Source organism: Chromatocurvus halotolerans, assembly GCF_004340525.1.
Classification (GTDB): Bacteria; Pseudomonadota; Gammaproteobacteria; order Pseudomonadales; family Halieaceae; genus Chromatocurvus; species Chromatocurvus halotolerans.
The window spans coordinates 433,781-448,095 of sequence record NZ_SLWX01000001.1 but is presented as its reverse complement, the minus strand read 5'-3'; the positions used below and the strand labels follow the sequence as shown (position 1 = coordinate 448,095).

Annotated in this window: 16 protein-coding genes and 1 tRNA gene; 13 read left to right on the top strand and 4 right to left on the bottom strand. The window is 61.5% G+C overall.

Going from position 1 to position 14,315, the window contains the following annotated elements; all coding sequences use genetic code 11:
* Window position 1: 1 nt before the first annotated feature.
* Entirely contained in the window at window positions 2–2,392 is a 2,391-nt protein-coding gene (locus tag EV688_RS01950) for a TonB-dependent receptor (RefSeq protein ID WP_162883865.1), read from the bottom strand.
* 222 nt (window positions 2,393–2,614) lie between these two features.
* On the opposite strand from EV688_RS01950, the gene EV688_RS01945 reads away from it, so the two are divergent.
* A complete protein-coding gene (locus EV688_RS01945; RefSeq protein ID WP_117316805.1) occupies window positions 2,615–3,604 on the top strand; it encodes a sigma-54 interaction domain-containing protein in 990 nt (329 codons plus the stop codon).
* 534 nt (window positions 3,605–4,138) lie between these two features.
* A complete protein-coding gene (locus EV688_RS17840; RefSeq protein ID WP_117316804.1) occupies window positions 4,139–4,360 on the top strand; it encodes a phage integrase N-terminal domain-containing protein in 222 nt (73 codons plus the stop codon).
* A gap of 185 nt (window positions 4,361–4,545) precedes the next feature.
* On the opposite strand, the gene EV688_RS01935 is transcribed toward EV688_RS17840, so the two are convergent.
* Window positions 4,546–4,632 (bottom strand) — tRNA-Leu (locus tag EV688_RS01935).
* A gap of 150 nt (window positions 4,633–4,782) precedes the next feature.
* Between EV688_RS01935 and EV688_RS01930 the strand changes: the two genes are divergently transcribed.
* From EV688_RS01930 to EV688_RS01905, 6 genes are all read left to right on the top strand, one after another.
* A complete protein-coding gene (locus EV688_RS01930; protein WP_338065937.1) occupies window positions 4,783–5,034 on the top strand; it encodes a hypothetical protein in 252 nt (83 codons plus the stop codon).
* A 71-nt stretch (window positions 5,035–5,105) separates the two neighbouring features.
* Entirely contained in the window at window positions 5,106–6,170 is a 1,065-nt protein-coding gene (queA, locus tag EV688_RS01925) for a tRNA preQ1(34) S-adenosylmethionine ribosyltransferase-isomerase QueA (protein ID WP_117316802.1), read from the top strand.
* A gap of 14 nt (window positions 6,171–6,184) precedes the next feature.
* Window positions 6,185–7,288: a tRNA guanosine(34) transglycosylase Tgt gene (gene tgt, locus EV688_RS01920; RefSeq protein ID WP_205686593.1), complete on the top strand. Its 1,104-nt coding sequence runs from the start codon at window positions 6,185–6,187 to the stop codon at window positions 7,286–7,288.
* A 1-nt stretch (window position 7,289) separates the two neighbouring features.
* Window positions 7,290–7,610, top strand: a complete 321-nt coding sequence (locus tag EV688_RS01915) for a YqfO family protein (protein ID WP_117316798.1) — start codon at window positions 7,290–7,292, stop codon at window positions 7,608–7,610.
* Window positions 7,611–7,656: 46 nt separating this feature from the next.
* Window positions 7,657–8,181: a gamma carbonic anhydrase family protein gene (locus tag EV688_RS01910; protein ID WP_117316796.1), complete on the top strand. Its 525-nt coding sequence runs from the start codon at window positions 7,657–7,659 to the stop codon at window positions 8,179–8,181.
* Window positions 8,178–8,378 carry a DUF1289 domain-containing protein gene (locus EV688_RS01905; protein WP_117316794.1) on the top strand — a complete coding sequence of 67 codons (201 nt, stop codon included), beginning with the start codon at window positions 8,178–8,180 and terminating at the stop codon, window positions 8,376–8,378. The genes EV688_RS01910 and EV688_RS01905 overlap by 4 nt, the downstream gene beginning before the upstream one ends.
* Window positions 8,379–8,420: 42 nt before the next feature.
* Here EV688_RS01905 and EV688_RS01900 read toward each other — a convergent pair whose 3' ends face one another.
* Together EV688_RS01900 and EV688_RS01895 are read right to left on the bottom strand one after the other, a co-directional pair.
* Window positions 8,421–9,683 carry an HlyC/CorC family transporter gene (locus EV688_RS01900; protein ID WP_117316792.1) on the bottom strand — a complete coding sequence of 421 codons (1,263 nt, stop codon included), beginning with the start codon at window positions 9,681–9,683 and terminating at the stop codon, window positions 8,421–8,423.
* Between the two features lie 87 nt (window positions 9,684–9,770).
* Window positions 9,771–10,568, bottom strand: coding sequence for a cytochrome C assembly family protein (locus EV688_RS01895; protein ID WP_117316790.1), 798 nt, complete (start codon window positions 10,566–10,568; stop codon window positions 9,771–9,773).
* A 99-nt stretch (window positions 10,569–10,667) separates the two neighbouring features.
* On the opposite strand from EV688_RS01895, the gene ffh reads away from it, so the two are divergent.
* The 5 genes from ffh (at window position 10,668) to rplS (ending at window position 14,250) form a co-directional block, all read left to right on the top strand.
* Entirely contained in the window at window positions 10,668–12,044 is a 1,377-nt protein-coding gene (ffh, locus tag EV688_RS01890; RefSeq protein ID WP_117316788.1) for a signal recognition particle protein, read from the top strand.
* Window positions 12,045–12,255: 211 nt separating this feature from the next.
* Window positions 12,256–12,528, top strand: a complete 273-nt coding sequence (gene rpsP / locus EV688_RS01885) for a 30S ribosomal protein S16 (protein WP_117316786.1) — start codon at window positions 12,256–12,258, stop codon at window positions 12,526–12,528.
* Complete coding sequence (rimM, locus tag EV688_RS01880) at window positions 12,500–13,063, top strand: ribosome maturation factor RimM (RefSeq protein WP_240624304.1); 564 nt, start codon at window positions 12,500–12,502, stop codon at window positions 13,061–13,063. The genes rpsP and rimM overlap by 29 nt, the downstream gene beginning before the upstream one ends.
* Before the next feature lie 32 nt (window positions 13,064–13,095).
* Window positions 13,096–13,857, top strand: coding sequence for a tRNA (guanosine(37)-N1)-methyltransferase TrmD (gene trmD / locus EV688_RS01875; RefSeq protein WP_117316782.1), 762 nt, complete (start codon window positions 13,096–13,098; stop codon window positions 13,855–13,857).
* A gap of 36 nt (window positions 13,858–13,893) precedes the next feature.
* Window positions 13,894–14,250: a 50S ribosomal protein L19 gene (gene rplS / locus EV688_RS01870; RefSeq protein ID WP_117316780.1), complete on the top strand. Its 357-nt coding sequence runs from the start codon at window positions 13,894–13,896 to the stop codon at window positions 14,248–14,250.
* Window positions 14,251–14,315: the final 65 nt, after the last annotated feature.

Here is a 14,315-nt window from a genome sequence, read left to right as displayed (position 1 = left end):
CTCAGAACAGCACCTCGAGCGTGGCACCCCAGCTTCTCGGATCCCCGGGGATGCCATTGATCATGCCCGTGGAGCCACCCTGGTCGCTGAGCAGCGTCATGTATTTCTCGTCAAACACGTTTCGCCCCCAGAGACTCAGCGTTGCGTTCGATCCGAGATCCACGCCCAGCGTTGCATTCACCAGCGTGTTGTCATCCACCCACATGAACCCGGACGCGGAGGGGGACGACGACCAGCGTGATCGATAGCGGGCATTTACGCGCAGGAAGGCGCTGGTGGGACCGAAGCCGAGATCAACCGGTCGACGCATCTCCAGGTCCGCGGTGATCGCATGCTTCGATACGCCCGGCAGAGGCTCTCCGGACAGATCGACGCTGCTGATGCCGCCGCCGGAGAGTTCCAGTGGGGGTGGCGCCTCGGCAAAACTGGCGTATTCAGCGTCCGTGTAGGCATAGCCCAGTGCCAAGGTCCAGCTGTCGGCGGGATTCATCGTGGCTTCCAGCTCCAGGCCGCTGATCTCGACCCTGTCCGCGTTGGCGAGAAATCCGCGTAGCAATCCGGCGGCGCCATTCACGACATTGGTCTGGTAGTCCTCGATGCGGTCGTGAAACACCGCGCTGCTCAAAGATAGCTGTCCGTCATCCAGCGTCAGGCGGGCGCCGAGTTCCACGAGGTCGACGATTTCTGGGTCCACCTGAGCGAATTCGAGTGCGGGCAGGCCCTCGACGACCGTGGGAATGCCGGACAAATTGAGACCAGCGGATTTAAAAGCCCGTGCGTAATTCGCGTAAAGCATGAGTCCCTCGCGGGGCCGGTAAGACAGCGATATATCACCGCTGACATTGCTGTCGGAGAACTTTGATGCGTAGGCCAGTGATCTGAGCACCCGGTCCTGTTGAGCCAGCTCCTCCGGCGACGGATCGGTAAGGCCACTCGTCACGATGTCCTGATAATCGACTTCCTTGCGGTCCATGTTTAACCGCAGACCCGGCTGCAGCGTCCAGCGCTCATCAAGATCTATCGAGAGCTGGCCGTAGAGCGCACCCGAGGAGTTCTCGTAGCGGATATCCCTGTCCCGACGCAGTCCATCCAGGATCTCTGGCCGGTCGGCCCAGGCCGGACCCAGCAGCCAGCCACTGGCCGCTGCGCCCTGTTCCTGTACACCCTGCGAATCAATCGTCTGGTGAAACGCAAATGCGCCCAGGGTAGCGCTGATCCTGTCGGTGACGTCGAATGCCCAGCGCAGCTCCTGCGACAATTGCTCCTGCTGTGAGGGGTTGGCCGATAGCGTGGTGATCGGCAGGCCCGTGAAGTCCCGATCACTGCTGGGCTTCCAGTCCCAGAACCGCCAGGCGCTGATGGCAGTAATCGTTGAGGTGTCCAGCTCCCGGGTGAGTTTCACCGAGACGCCACCAAACTCCTGCTCGGCGCGGGCTGCCGTGTCATTGTCGACCAGGCGGTCGTAGGGGTCGCGGCTCGGGACCTGATATTCGAAAAGTCCGGCCAGCGCGTCGAACTGGCGATTTTCTGAGCGCTGTGTCGGTGCCGTCGCATAATAGACCTGCGTGCAGCAGCGAGGAGACTGTTGGTTGATGTCGCCGCCGAGGACCATTTCCAGCGTGTCGGAGACGGGCAGAACCCATGTTCCCTTTAGCCCCTGATTATCGAGTTCGTTGATGCGCTGATCGGTTCTTACATTGCGCAGCAGGCCATCTCGCCCGGTGGCAGAAAATGCGAGGCTCCCTGCCCCCACCTTACCTGTGCCGCTCTCTGCAACCCCCTCCAGCTGGCGTAGTCCAAGGTTGCCCGCGGTCAGCCGCGCACGAAAGCCCGGGTCCGTGCCCGGACGCCTCGAATGAATGTTGATGGCACCCGCTGTCGTATTCTTCCCGTACAGGGTTCCCTGGGGTCCCCGCAGGATCTCGATGCGCTCGACGTCGATGAAATCGAAGGTCGTGCTGGCTATGCGGGCATGATAGATATCGTCGATGTAAAGGCCGACCCCCTGTTCGATGCCGTCATTGGTCAGGCCGAAGGGCGATCCCATGCCGCGCAGGTTGAGTGCCGTGTTGCGCGGGTTTGACGAGTAGAACTGAAGCGCGGGCACGCGTTCTTCCAGCCGGCCCACGTTGAATACCTGAGTCGCCGCGAGTGAGTCACCGTCGAGTGCAGTCACCGAAAGCGGCACCTCCGAAAGCGCCTCGCTTTTGCGGCGAGCGGTGACGGTAATTTCCTCGGTCTGGGCGGCCGCGTCCGCCGCGTCGAACACCGGCAGCATCAATGCGATCGCGAGCGGGAGTCTCTGGGGAAGTCCTCGCCGACGGTTGGAACGTAGGGCGAGAAAGTCGTCGCCGCGTAGTTCAGAGAAACGTGGAGTCCTGGGAGCGGGCATGGTCCTATCCTTTTTAGCTGCCTGATGGCGTGGGTGCCTCGCGGCTAGCGGGTAACATGCCATCCACCAGTAAATTGTTATAAATCAGCTATCTGCGCTCCATTTCTGTCGATTAAGGCCTATAAATAAACCACTTTATTTAAAGAAATAGTTATATTTAACTAGAATGCGTTATATTTAACGCTTGGCAGTGAATCGCAATGTGTAGCCGCGGAGTTGAAGATGCGGGAATCGCAATCAGTAATCGGCGTGGAAGGCGGCTTGGCCAAGGTGATGGAGCGGGTCGCCAAAGTAGCGCCCAGCGCAGCTTCGGTCCTGATCCTGGGCGAAACCGGATCGGGCAAGGAAGTGATTGCGCGTGCGATTCACGAGCAGTCGCCACGGTCTGCGGGGCCCTTCATCCGGGTCAACTGCGGTGCATTGCCACCCGAACTGCTCGACTCGGAGCTGTTCGGGCACGTCAAGGGCAGTTTTACCGGGGCCATTGGCAGTCGCAAAGGCTGGTTTGGGCGGGCGGACCGCGGCACCCTGTTCCTCGACGAGATCGGGGAACTCCCGCTCGCCGGTCAGGTCAGGCTGTTACGGGTCCTCCAGGACGGGCTGCTGCGGCCGGTTGGCTCCGAGGACGAGACGGCCGTGGATGTGCGTGTCGTGGCAGCCACCCACCGCGACCTGCCCGTGATGGTGCAGGATGGGCACTTCCGTGAGGACCTGTGGTACCGGCTCGCCGTCTTTCCCATCATCATCCCACCACTGCATGAGCGTCCGGAGGATATGCGCGAACTCGCGGAGTATTTTATCCGGCGCTCGGCGGAGCGGTTGGGGGTTCGAACGCCCGGACTTGACGCAAATGATCTCAAGCGACTCCAGCGCTATCGATGGCCGGGGAACGTCCGCGAACTTAGCGCTGTGCTTGAGCGTGCAGTCATACTCGGCCAGGGCGCGACGCTAGAACTTGCGCCTGCGCTGGGAACCGGAACGACCCTGGTGCTTCGTGCAACGGATGCGGCGATGGCGGAGAGTGACGATGTAGCCGGCGACGAATTTCCCACTCTCGATGCGGTTGTCATCGCCCACATAGGGCGTGCGCTTGAACAGGCGAGTGGTCGCGTCTCGGGAAGCGGTGGTGCAGCCAGACTGCTGGGGCTCAACCCGAACACCCTGCGAAGCAAAATGCGCAAATACGGGATCCCTGCGATCCAACGGCACTGACATCGCACATACTATCCTTCTGTGAGCAAGAGCACAGGCTTCGAGCTGCGCCGTTTGATTCGCGCACAAACGCCTCATATGCCGGTAAGCAAACCCGGTGCAGCTTGCGGCGTCTGATCGGCCAGCCCCAGGCACTGGTCTGCACGGCCCACGGTGCCGATTACACCGTAATAAGCCCCGGACGCGTCACAATAGCGCCACGCATGGCCGCCAACGCCAGTAATCGCGCGACCTGCTTTCATTCATCATGGCGGGAGTTTCTCTCGCTCTATTCAACGGAGGTCATGCATAAACTCACGTTTCTTTCTTCAACTCAGCACACCAATAAAGGAGGTGATTCACTGTTAAAACGGCCCATAACGGGCCTGTTGTTCCGCATCGGATGGATCCCCTGCGGGGATATCCGACGTTGCCTGTCACCAGGCATTTTCAGGTTGAACGGGAGTTGTGCCCCGAGACCCAAGCCGGATTCCGGACCTGGTCGGCTATGGCCTGCCAGGTGGTCAGAAACACTTTCCAGAGTAGTTACACACGATGAAGAACCTGAACTATCAACTCAAACAGCTCTGTCGCCATAATCACGATGGCAGATACGCCACCCAGCAGAACCGCGAGCGGATGTTGTCGCTTCTCGCGGATCAGCTTCACGCCCTGAGTTACCGCGGACTGGAAGCGAAATCCTTGAAGCCAAAACATGTGGAAGCCCTACATCAAAATTTGGCTCCGCCTTCTGGGCTCGAACCAGCGACCCATTGATTAACAGCATGAGTGCGCCCGCCTTGGGTATTTTTATACTGAGGAACGCAAAGCTTGCGCGAGTAACCAGACTTTTACAGTTGTTTCTTGCGTACGCTGGGGCTCGGGCCAGCTGATCAGCAAGGGGGGATTTATGGGGTACTAAATACGAAAAATTTTTTAACCTATTGATGAATATAGAGAGGTGGTACCGGAGGCCGGACTTGAACCGGCACGCCTTTTACGGCATCGGATTTTGAATCCGACGTGTCTACCAATTTCACCACTCCGGCATTGAGGGGACTGCGGCAGGCGCGCGATTATAGCAATCGACCCCCAAAGTGCAATCGCAGCGCTTAACTCACAGCGTGAATGCCTGTATGCTTCGCGCCCATCCGAGTACCACCGGACTGTTCACTGACGTCGCGAAAGGAGATTTCCGTATGGCCATGACACTGGTAAAGAAAACCGCAGACTACTGCATCTACAAGCGTGGAGACGATCGCTTTGCGGTCGAGAACGCCCATCGCAAGCCGGTCAACGGTGATGAGAAAGTCGCCATTCTGCTGCAGGAAGGCCTTATCGAGGCGCCGAAGGTGAAGGCTCCGGAGCCGGAGCCTGAGGCCGAAGAGACTGAAGCTGCTGCCGAGGGTGATGCCGCAGAGGACGCTCCCGCGGCAGACGACAACGCCTGAGCCGACGGTCCCGGGCCGGGCTGCACCGGCCCGTTCCCGCACTGGGACTCTCGCCGGAACCTGACGATCGCATGCAGCGCACCGACTTCTACTACGACCTGCCTACTGAGCTGATTGCGCAGCGACCGCTGCCGGACCGCGGCGCCAGTCGGCTGCTCTGTCTGCAGGGTGACTCCGGGCAGATCGCGCATCGTGGATTCTCGGACCTCGAGGCGCTGCTGCACCCTGGCGACCTCCTTGTATTCAATAATACCCGCGTGATTCCAGCCCGATTGTGGGGGCGAAAGGCGACGGGCGGGGCGGTAGAGGTGCTGATCGAGCGCGTCACCGGCGATCGCACCGCACTCGCGCACATCCGCGCCAGCAAGTCACCGAAACCCGGCACGCGCATTCACGTCGCGAAAACCGAGGGCGCCGAGCCCGGCACGGACAGCTTTCGTGTGACCGGACGGGATGAGGGCCTCCACCTCATCGAGACCGAAAGGCCGGTAGCCGAGTTGATGGCGCGCTATGGGCATATGCCGCTGCCGCCCTACATTGAGCGCGCCGACGACGTCGCCGACCAGGAGCGCTACCAGACGGTGTACGCAGCAAGAGAGGGCGCCGTTGCGGCGCCGACGGCGGGACTGCATTTCGATCAGGCGCTGATTCGGGCGCTGGTAGAACGCGGCGTGTCGACAACCGAAGTGACGCTGCATGTTGGTGCCGGCACGTTCCAGCCGGTGCGGGTGGATGACATTGCCCAGCACCAGATGCATGCCGAATACCTCGAGGTGGGGCAGGACACCTGTGACGCGATTGCCGCTGCCCGGGAGCGGGGAGGGCGCGTCGTCGCCGTGGGTACGACGGCGGTGCGCAGCCTGGAAACCGCAGCAGCCGGCGGCACCTTGCGGCCCTACCAGGGCGATACACGATTGTTTATCCACCCGGGTTATCGCTTTCGCTGTATTGACGCGCTGATCACCAACTTCCACCTTCCCGAGTCCACGCTGCTGATGCTGGTCAGTGCCCTGGCGGGTCGCGAGGCCGTGATGGCGGCGTATGAGGAAGCCGTGCGCGAGCGCTATCGTTTTTTCAGCTATGGCGATGCCATGTTCGTGACGGCGTCGGCGAGCGCGCTGACGGCAAGGCCGTGAGCCCGTCCTGCGCGATGCGTTTCGAGCACCTGTGCAGTGATGGCAGCGCGCGTCGGGGTCGTCTGACCTTTCCGCGCGGTGTGGTGGAGACGCCGGCTTTCATGCCGGTGGGCACCTACGGCACGGTCAAGGGCATGCTGCCGCGTGACGTCGTTGCGACCGGCGCGCAGATGATCCTGGGCAATACCTTTCACCTGTGGCTGCGCCCGGGCACGGAAATCATCGCTGCGCATGGCGACCTGCACGATTTCATGCAGTGGCAGGGCCCGATCCTCACCGACTCCGGTGGCTTCCAGGTATTCAGCCTCGGCAAAATGCGCAGGATTACCGAGGAGGGCGTGTCTTTTCGCTCGCCGGTGGACGGGGCAAAAGTGTTCCTCGATCCCAAGACCTCGATGTCGATCCAGCGCGCCCTGGGCAGTGACGTGGTGATGATTTTTGACGAATGCACGCCCTACCCGGCAACGGAGTCAGAAGCGCGCGTGTCGATGGAACTGTCCCTGCGCTGGGCGGCACGCAGTCGCGCCGCCCACGGCGACAGCGCCGCGGCATTGTTCGGTATTGTCCAGGGTGGCATGTACCCGGCGCTGCGGGCAGAGTCCCTGCAGGGCCTGGTCGATATCGGCTTTGACGGCTATGCCGTTGGCGGACTTTCGGTGGGTGAGCCGAAGGACGACATGCTCATGGTGCTCGACGCCATGCAGGATGCGCTTCCGGCGGACAAGCCACGCTACCTCATGGGAGTGGGCACTCCCGCCGATCTGATCGAGGGCGCGCGGCGCGGCATCGACATGTTCGACTGCGTGATGCCCACGCGCAACGCCCGCAACGGTCACCTGTTCACGTCCCGGGGGATCGTCAAGATACGCAATGCCCGGCACAAGACCAGCACGCAGCCGCTGGATGACAGCTGTGGCTGCTACACCTGCAGCCATTTCACCCGCGCCTATCTGCACCACCTCGAGCGCTGCAACGAAATTCTCGGTGCCCAGCTGAATACCCTGCACAACCTGCATTATTATCAGAGGCACATGCAGGGAATCCGGGCGGCGATCGAGCGCGGCGCACTGGATGAATTTGCCAGGGCCTACCATGCCAGTCAGGGAGGTGATGCCTGATATGTACAAACTGTGTTTCTTTGTTCCGGAATCCCATCTTGAGGCGGTCAAGCAGGCGGTGTTTGACACGGGCGCGGGACGCATCGGCGACTACGACAGCTGCTGCTGGCAGGTGCGCGGCGAGGGCCAGTTCCGGCCGCTGGCCGGGAGTGATCCCTTCCTGGGCGCTCAGGGCAGGCTAGAGCGGGTGGATGAATTCCGGGTGGAACTGGTGTGTGACGAGCAGTCGATCCGCCCCGCAATTGCGGCGCTGTATCGCGCCCATCCCTACGAGGAACCCGCCTGGGACGCCGTGGCGCTGGCCAACAACTCGCTGCGCTGAAAAGACTCCTTTATAGTGTCTGGCCCTGAGAGGAAGTGGAAGAAAGATGCTGTACCAACTCCGCGAACACCGGCCTGCATTGCTGGGCGAGGGACATTTTGTGGCGCCGAACGCCGCGGTTATCGGACAGGTGACCCTGCATTCCGGCGCCAGTGTCTGGTTCAGCTGTGTCCTGCGGGGCGATGTCGAGACAATCACGATCGGCGAAGGCAGTAACATCCAGGATGGCACGGTGGTTCACGCCGACCCCGGTTACCCCGTAACTGTCGGGCGCAATGTCACGGTTGGCCACAACGCCATGCTCCACGGGTGCCACATCGGCGATGGCAGCCTGATCGGCATCGGCGCTGTCGTCCTCAACGGGGCGACGGTGGGCAAAGGTTGCCTGATTGCCGCCAACGCGCTGGTCACCGAGGGTATGGACGTGCCCGACGGCAGCGTGGTCATGGGCTCGCCCGGGAAGGTGCGCAAATCCTTGAGTGACGAGGAACGCGACATGCTTGCGCTGAACGCGGCGCACTATATCGAAAACGCGAACCGCTTTGCCGGTGATCTGAAGGTGGTGGAATGAACAACAACTTGTCCGAACAGCTGGCCTCTCCCTGTGTGTCGATCTGCGCTTTGGGGGATGATGAGATCTGCACCGGTTGCTACCGCTCCGCAGACGAGATCACTGACTGGTTTCTCGCCAGCACTGAGGAAAAGCGCGAGATTATCGCAAGGGCGGCGGCGCGTCGGGATGCGGCCAGCCCCTTCAGGCTGCTCTAGCGGAACCCGGCCCTGCGCCCCGGTCGCGCGTCGACATCGCCCTCAGGCGGTACTGGTGTCGGTGGCTCTGGCGGCACGCACGACGTTGCCTTCCAGCTCCAGAATTTCAAGCCGGTAACCGTCTATGGTCAGGCCCGCATTGCCCGCGGGGAAGGATTCCAGGTGCTCGAGGATCAGGCCGCTCAGCGTCTTGGGGCCATCCGTGGGTAGCGTCCAATCCAGGCTGCGATTGATGTCGCGGACGTTTGCCGTGCCGGTAATGACAAAACTGCCGTCGCGCTGTGGAAAGATCTCGTCGTCCGGGTCGGTCAGGTTCGAGGTGAAATTGCCGACGATTTCCTCAAGGATGTCCGCCAGCGCTACAAGCCCCACGACGTCGCCGTATTCATCCACGACAATACCGAGTCTGCGTTTCTTCTGCTGGAAATTCATCAGCTGGGTGTGCAGCGGCGTACTTTCGGGAATGAAATAGGGCTTGTCCATTTCCCGCTCCAGCGCGTCGCGATCCAGTTCTCCGCCCGTCAGCACACGCCCGATATTGCGCAGGTGCAGCACGCCGACAATATCATTGATGTCATCCCGCCAGACCGGCAGCAGCGTGTGTGTGCTGCGCTGGATGCAGGCCATGATCTCTTCGTCAGTCTCGTCGAGATCGATGCCGTAGACCTCGTTTCGCGGCACCATGATGTCATCCACGTTGACGCCCTCGAGATCGAGGATGTTCACCAGCATGCCGCGGTGGCGCTGCGGTATCAACGCTGCCGCCTCAGTGACGATGGTCCGCAGCTCTTCCTTCGAGACCTGCTCTTCCTGTTTGTGCCTGGGATCCACGCCGAGCATTCGCAGCAGCGCATTGGTCACGGTATTGACGCTGAGGACCACCGGATAGAGGATTTTCATCAGCGGAAGGAGGATGACGCTGGCGGGGAAGGCGACCCGCTCCGGGTGCAGCGCAGCGATGGTCTTCGGCGTGATCTCGGCGAAAATCAGGATGACCAGGGTCAGTGCGAACGTCGCGATAATGATGCCGGCGTCGCCGTACAGGCGAATGGCAATAACCGTGGCGATGGCCGACGCGGCTATGTTCACCAGATTGTTGCCGATCAGGATCAGACCGATCAGGCGATCCGGACGTTCGAGCATTTCACTGGCACGCTGCGCGCCCTTGTGCTGCTGCTTGCGCAGGTGCTTCAGGCGGTAGCGGTTGAGAGACATCATGCCTGTCTCCGAGCTGGAGAAGAAGGCAGACATCAGGATCAGAGCAGCCAGTACAGAAAAGAGGATACCCAGCGGTGCCTCGTTCAAGACGGTGTATTACCTCGGGTCGCTGATAAAGGCGTATGGTGAAGAAAAAGAGAGCGGTCTACAAGCTTTGCTGGTGGCGCACGGGCGCTACGACAGCACCAGCTCGAGCACCAGTTTGGACCCGTAGAAGGCCAGAAGCAGCAGGAAAAATCCCGACAGGGTGAAGCGGACCGCGGTCTGGCTGCGCCAGCCCAGGCGGTAGCGTCCCCACAGCAGAACGGAAAACAGCAGCCAGGCAAAGATACTGAGAATTGTCTTGTGCACCAGGTGCTGCGCGAACATGTTCTCCATGAAGATCATGCCGCTCAGAATCGACAGCGTGAGCGCCGCAACACCCACCCAGACCAGCTCGAACAGCATGCTTTCCATCAGCTGCAGTGGCGGCAGCGCCCGGGTGATTCCCAGCATGTTGCGGTTGCGCAGCTGGCGGTCCTGTAGCGCCAGAAGTGCCGCCTGGCCCGCCGCCAGCGTCAGTATGGAGTAGGCGACGATAGAGCTTCCGATGTGCATCAGCATTCCAGGTTCGATATGGTCCCGGGCGGCGCTGGTGTTGGGTCCGAGACTCGCGACCACAATGGACAGTGCCGACAGCGGCAGAAGGCCTACCAGCAGATTCTGCAGTGGCCGGCGCAGCAGCGCGGCAATGCAGGCAATATTCACGGCGAGGAACGACAGCGCCAGCACCTTGTAGATGCCAAAGGTGACGCCCTCATTCACCACGAGGGCGTCCCAGGTCACGACCGCGTGGCAGATAAGCGCAACGATGGCCATGCCGAGGACCGGGCGGCTCAGATGCCGCTGGCGCTGCACAAGGTGGGCCAGCTGCAGTCCGGCCGCGGCAAGGTAGAGCAACGCCGCAATAACAGCGAAAAAAGCGATAGGCATGAAGGTTTGGGGCTTGAACCCGGGTCACGTATACTGCGGTCTTTATACCGATTTGTTCACTCACAATCAATAGCGCGTTGCGCTGACACGGATAGACCCATGTTTCAGAACCTTTCAGACCGACTGACCAGCACCCTGCGCAACGTCACCGGCAAGTCGCGGATGACCGACGAGAACATCCAGGACACGCTGCGCGAGGTGCGCATGGCGCTCCTGGAGGCGGATGTCGCGCTACCCGTGGTCAAGCAGTTTGTCGATGCCGTGAGGCAGCGCGCGCTGGGGCAGGAAGTGTCGAGCAGCCTGAGTCCCGGGCAGGCTTTCCTGAAGATTGTTCAGGCGGAGCTGGAGTCGGTGATGGGGGGCGCGAACGAGGGCCTCAACCTGGCAACGCAGCCGCCGGCGGTGGTTCTCATGGCAGGCCTGCAGGGCGCCGGCAAGACCACGTCGGTGGCCAAGCTCGCCAGACTGCTGAAAGAACGCGACGGCAAGTCGGTCACCGTGGTCAGTGCCGACGTGTATCGTCCGGCCGCTATCCGTCAGCTGGAAACCCTGGCGGCGGAGGTCGGCGTCGACTTTTTCCCGAGCGATGCGGGCCAGAAGCCGGTGGATATTGCCCGCGCTGCGCTTGAGCATGCAAAGATCCGCTTCAGTGATGTCCTGATTGTCGACACCGCCGGCCGATTGTCGGTGGATGAGGCCATGATGGCCGAGATCGCCGAGCTGGAGCGCGTGATCAAGCCTATCGAGACGCTGTTCGTGGTGGATGCCATGACCGGCCAGGATGCGGCAAACACGGCACGCGCCTTCGGCGAGGCGCTGCCGTTGACCGGCGTGATCCTGACCAAGGTGGATGCAGACACCCGCGGCGGTGCCGCGCTTTCTGTGCGCAGCGTCACCGGCAAGCCGATCAAGTTCCTCGGCGTGGGTGAGAAAACCGCCGCGCTGGACCCCTTTCACCCGGACCGCCTGGCCTCGCGCATTCTCGGCATGGGCGACATGATGTCCCTGATCGAGGAGGCCGAGCAGAAAGTCGACAAGCAGAAGGCCGAGCGCCTGGCGCGCAAGGTCAAAAAGGGCAAGAAATTCGATCTCGAGGACTTTCGCGATCAGCTGCAGCAGATGAACAACATGGGGGGCATGGCGAGCATGCTCGAGAAAATGCCCGGCATGGGCAACATGGCCCAGGCCGCGCAGCAGGGCATGGATAACCGGATGTTCGCGCGCATGGAGGCGATGATCAACTCCATGACGCCGAAGGAGCGCCGCAATCCCGATCTCATTCAGGGGGGTCGCAAGCGCCGCATTACCCGTGGCTCCGGCACGCAGGTGCAGGACCTCAACCGCCTGCTCAAGCAGCACAAGCAGATGCAGAAAATGATGAAAAAGATGAAGGGCGGCGGCATGGAAAAGATGATGCGCGGGCTCGGCGGGATGATGCCCCCAGGCGGCCCTGGCGGCGGCATGCCGTTCCGCTGAGTCGGTAGCATCCTGCTCCGCCTAAGCCGCGGTCAGCGTTGAAAAAAGACGTCTCCAGGGCTTTGCAAGGAACCCTGATTTCCGTATGATACGCCACCTTTCCGGGAGTGGAACCAACTGCTCGCCGGGGCAGTGTATTGCCAGCGCCAGCGAAATGCAGGCCGTCGGGCATACTGCCGTACAGGCCGGCTAACACAGGACATAGCTGCACATGGTAACGATTCGACTTTCACGGGCTGGTGCCAAGAAGCGCCCCTTCTACCACCTGACCGTCACCGACAACCGTCGCTCGCGCGATGGCCGCTTTATTGAGCGTGTAGGATTTTTCAACCCCGTAGCCCGGGGCAAGGAAGAGCGCCTGCGTGTGGATCGCGAGCGCATTGAATACTGGCAGGGCCAGGGCGCACAGCTGTCCGAGCGCGTGGCAAAGCTTCTGACGGAAACCCCCGCTAGCAGTGCCGCCGAGGAATCAGCCGCTGCCTGAGGGAATGCTGGCGGCCGGTCGTATTACCGGCTGCTACGGCGTCAAGGGCTGGGTGAAGGTCCATCCCTTCACGGAAGAGGCTGTCGATCTGCTGCATTATCCGGCGTGGTGGCTGCAGACGCGGGATGGCATCAGACCAGTCGTTCTCGACCAGGGGCGGGTGTCGGGCAAAGGGCTGGTCGTGCACCTCGCCGGGGTGGATAACCGCGACCGTGCAGAAGAATTGCGCGGTCAGACTCTGCTGGTTCAACGCGACGAGCTGCCGGAACTGGGAGACGACGACTATTACTGGCACCAGCTGGAGAATCTCGAAGTCTGGTGTCGGGATGCCGATAACGGCAGTAACGAAGAGGTGTTGCTGGGCAGGATACACCATCTGATCGAGACTGGCGCTAACGATGTACTGGTCGTGCAGCCCTGCGAGGGCAGCATCGACGAACGGGAGAGACTGATTCCCTACCTGCCGGAGTCGGTGGTACGGCAGGTAGAGCTCGAGGCGGGAAGGATGTCAGTCGACTGGTTCATTGACGAATGACCCTGCCGACGAGTGCCGGAGCGCAAGGCCCCATGCGCATCTCGGTGGTAACACTCTTCCCGGAGATGTTTGATGCCATCGCCGACCATGGCATCACCGGGCGGGCCCTGAATGAGGGCCTGCTCAGCCTGGAAACCGTGAATCCGAGGGATTTCACGGAGGACAGGCACCGGACGGTGGATGACCGCCCGTATGGTGGTGGCCCGGGCATGGTGATGAAGGTAGCGCCACTGGCGCAGGCACTGACGGCGGCGCGCCGGGCAGTAGCCGGGCAGGGTGAAGCTGTCCCGAGAGTGGTGTATCTGTCGCCACAGGGAAAGCCGTTCAACCACGACAGGGCGGTTGCCCTGTCGCGGGAAAGTGCACTGGTCCTGCTCGCGGGTCGATACGAGGGTATCGACGAACGCCTGCTTGAGCAGGAGGTGGATGAAGAGCTGTCAATCGGTGATTATGTGCTGAGCGGCGGTGAACTGGCGGCAATGGTGGTGGTCGACGCACTCGTGCGGTTTCTGCCGGGTGCACTGGGACACGAACAGTCGGCGGCGGAGGATTCCTTCGCCAACGGTCTGCTGGACTGCCCGCATTACACGAGGCCCGAGGTGTTTGCCGGCCATCGTGTGCCGGAGGTCCTGCTAAGTGGTGACCACGAAAGGGTAAGGCGCTGGCGGCTGGCACAGTCGCTGGCGCGGACGCTCAGTCGCCGCCCGGATCTGCTTGAGGGCCGGCAGTTGAGCGACGAACAGGAACAGTTGCTCGCGGAACTTGTCCGCGAGCGGGATATCAACAACGACTAGCTGAGAAGCTACGCGAAAACCCAACAGGAGTGCATCATGAGCACCAATTCGATTATCAGCCAGCTCGACGCCGAGCAAATGGACAAGGATCTTCCGGAATTTAGTCCCGGCGATACCGTTGTGGTGCAGGTCAAGGTGCGCGAGGGTACCCGCGAGCGTCTGCAGGCCTTTGAAGGCGTTGTGATCGGCAAGCGCAATCGCGGTCTGAACTCTGCCTTCACCGTTCGCAAGATCTCCCATGGCGTGGGAGTGGAGCGCACGTTCCAGACCTACAGCAAGCTGCTCGACAGCATTGCGGTCAAGCGTCGCGGCGATGTGCGTCAGGCAAAGCTCTACTACCTGCGCGACCTCTCCGGCAAGGCAGCGCGTATCAAGGAAAAGCTGTCCCGCTAGAGCGAGGACGGTTACAGAAGCGGCCCCAGTGGCCGCTTTTTTGTGTGCGGCGCGCAGGCCCCGGC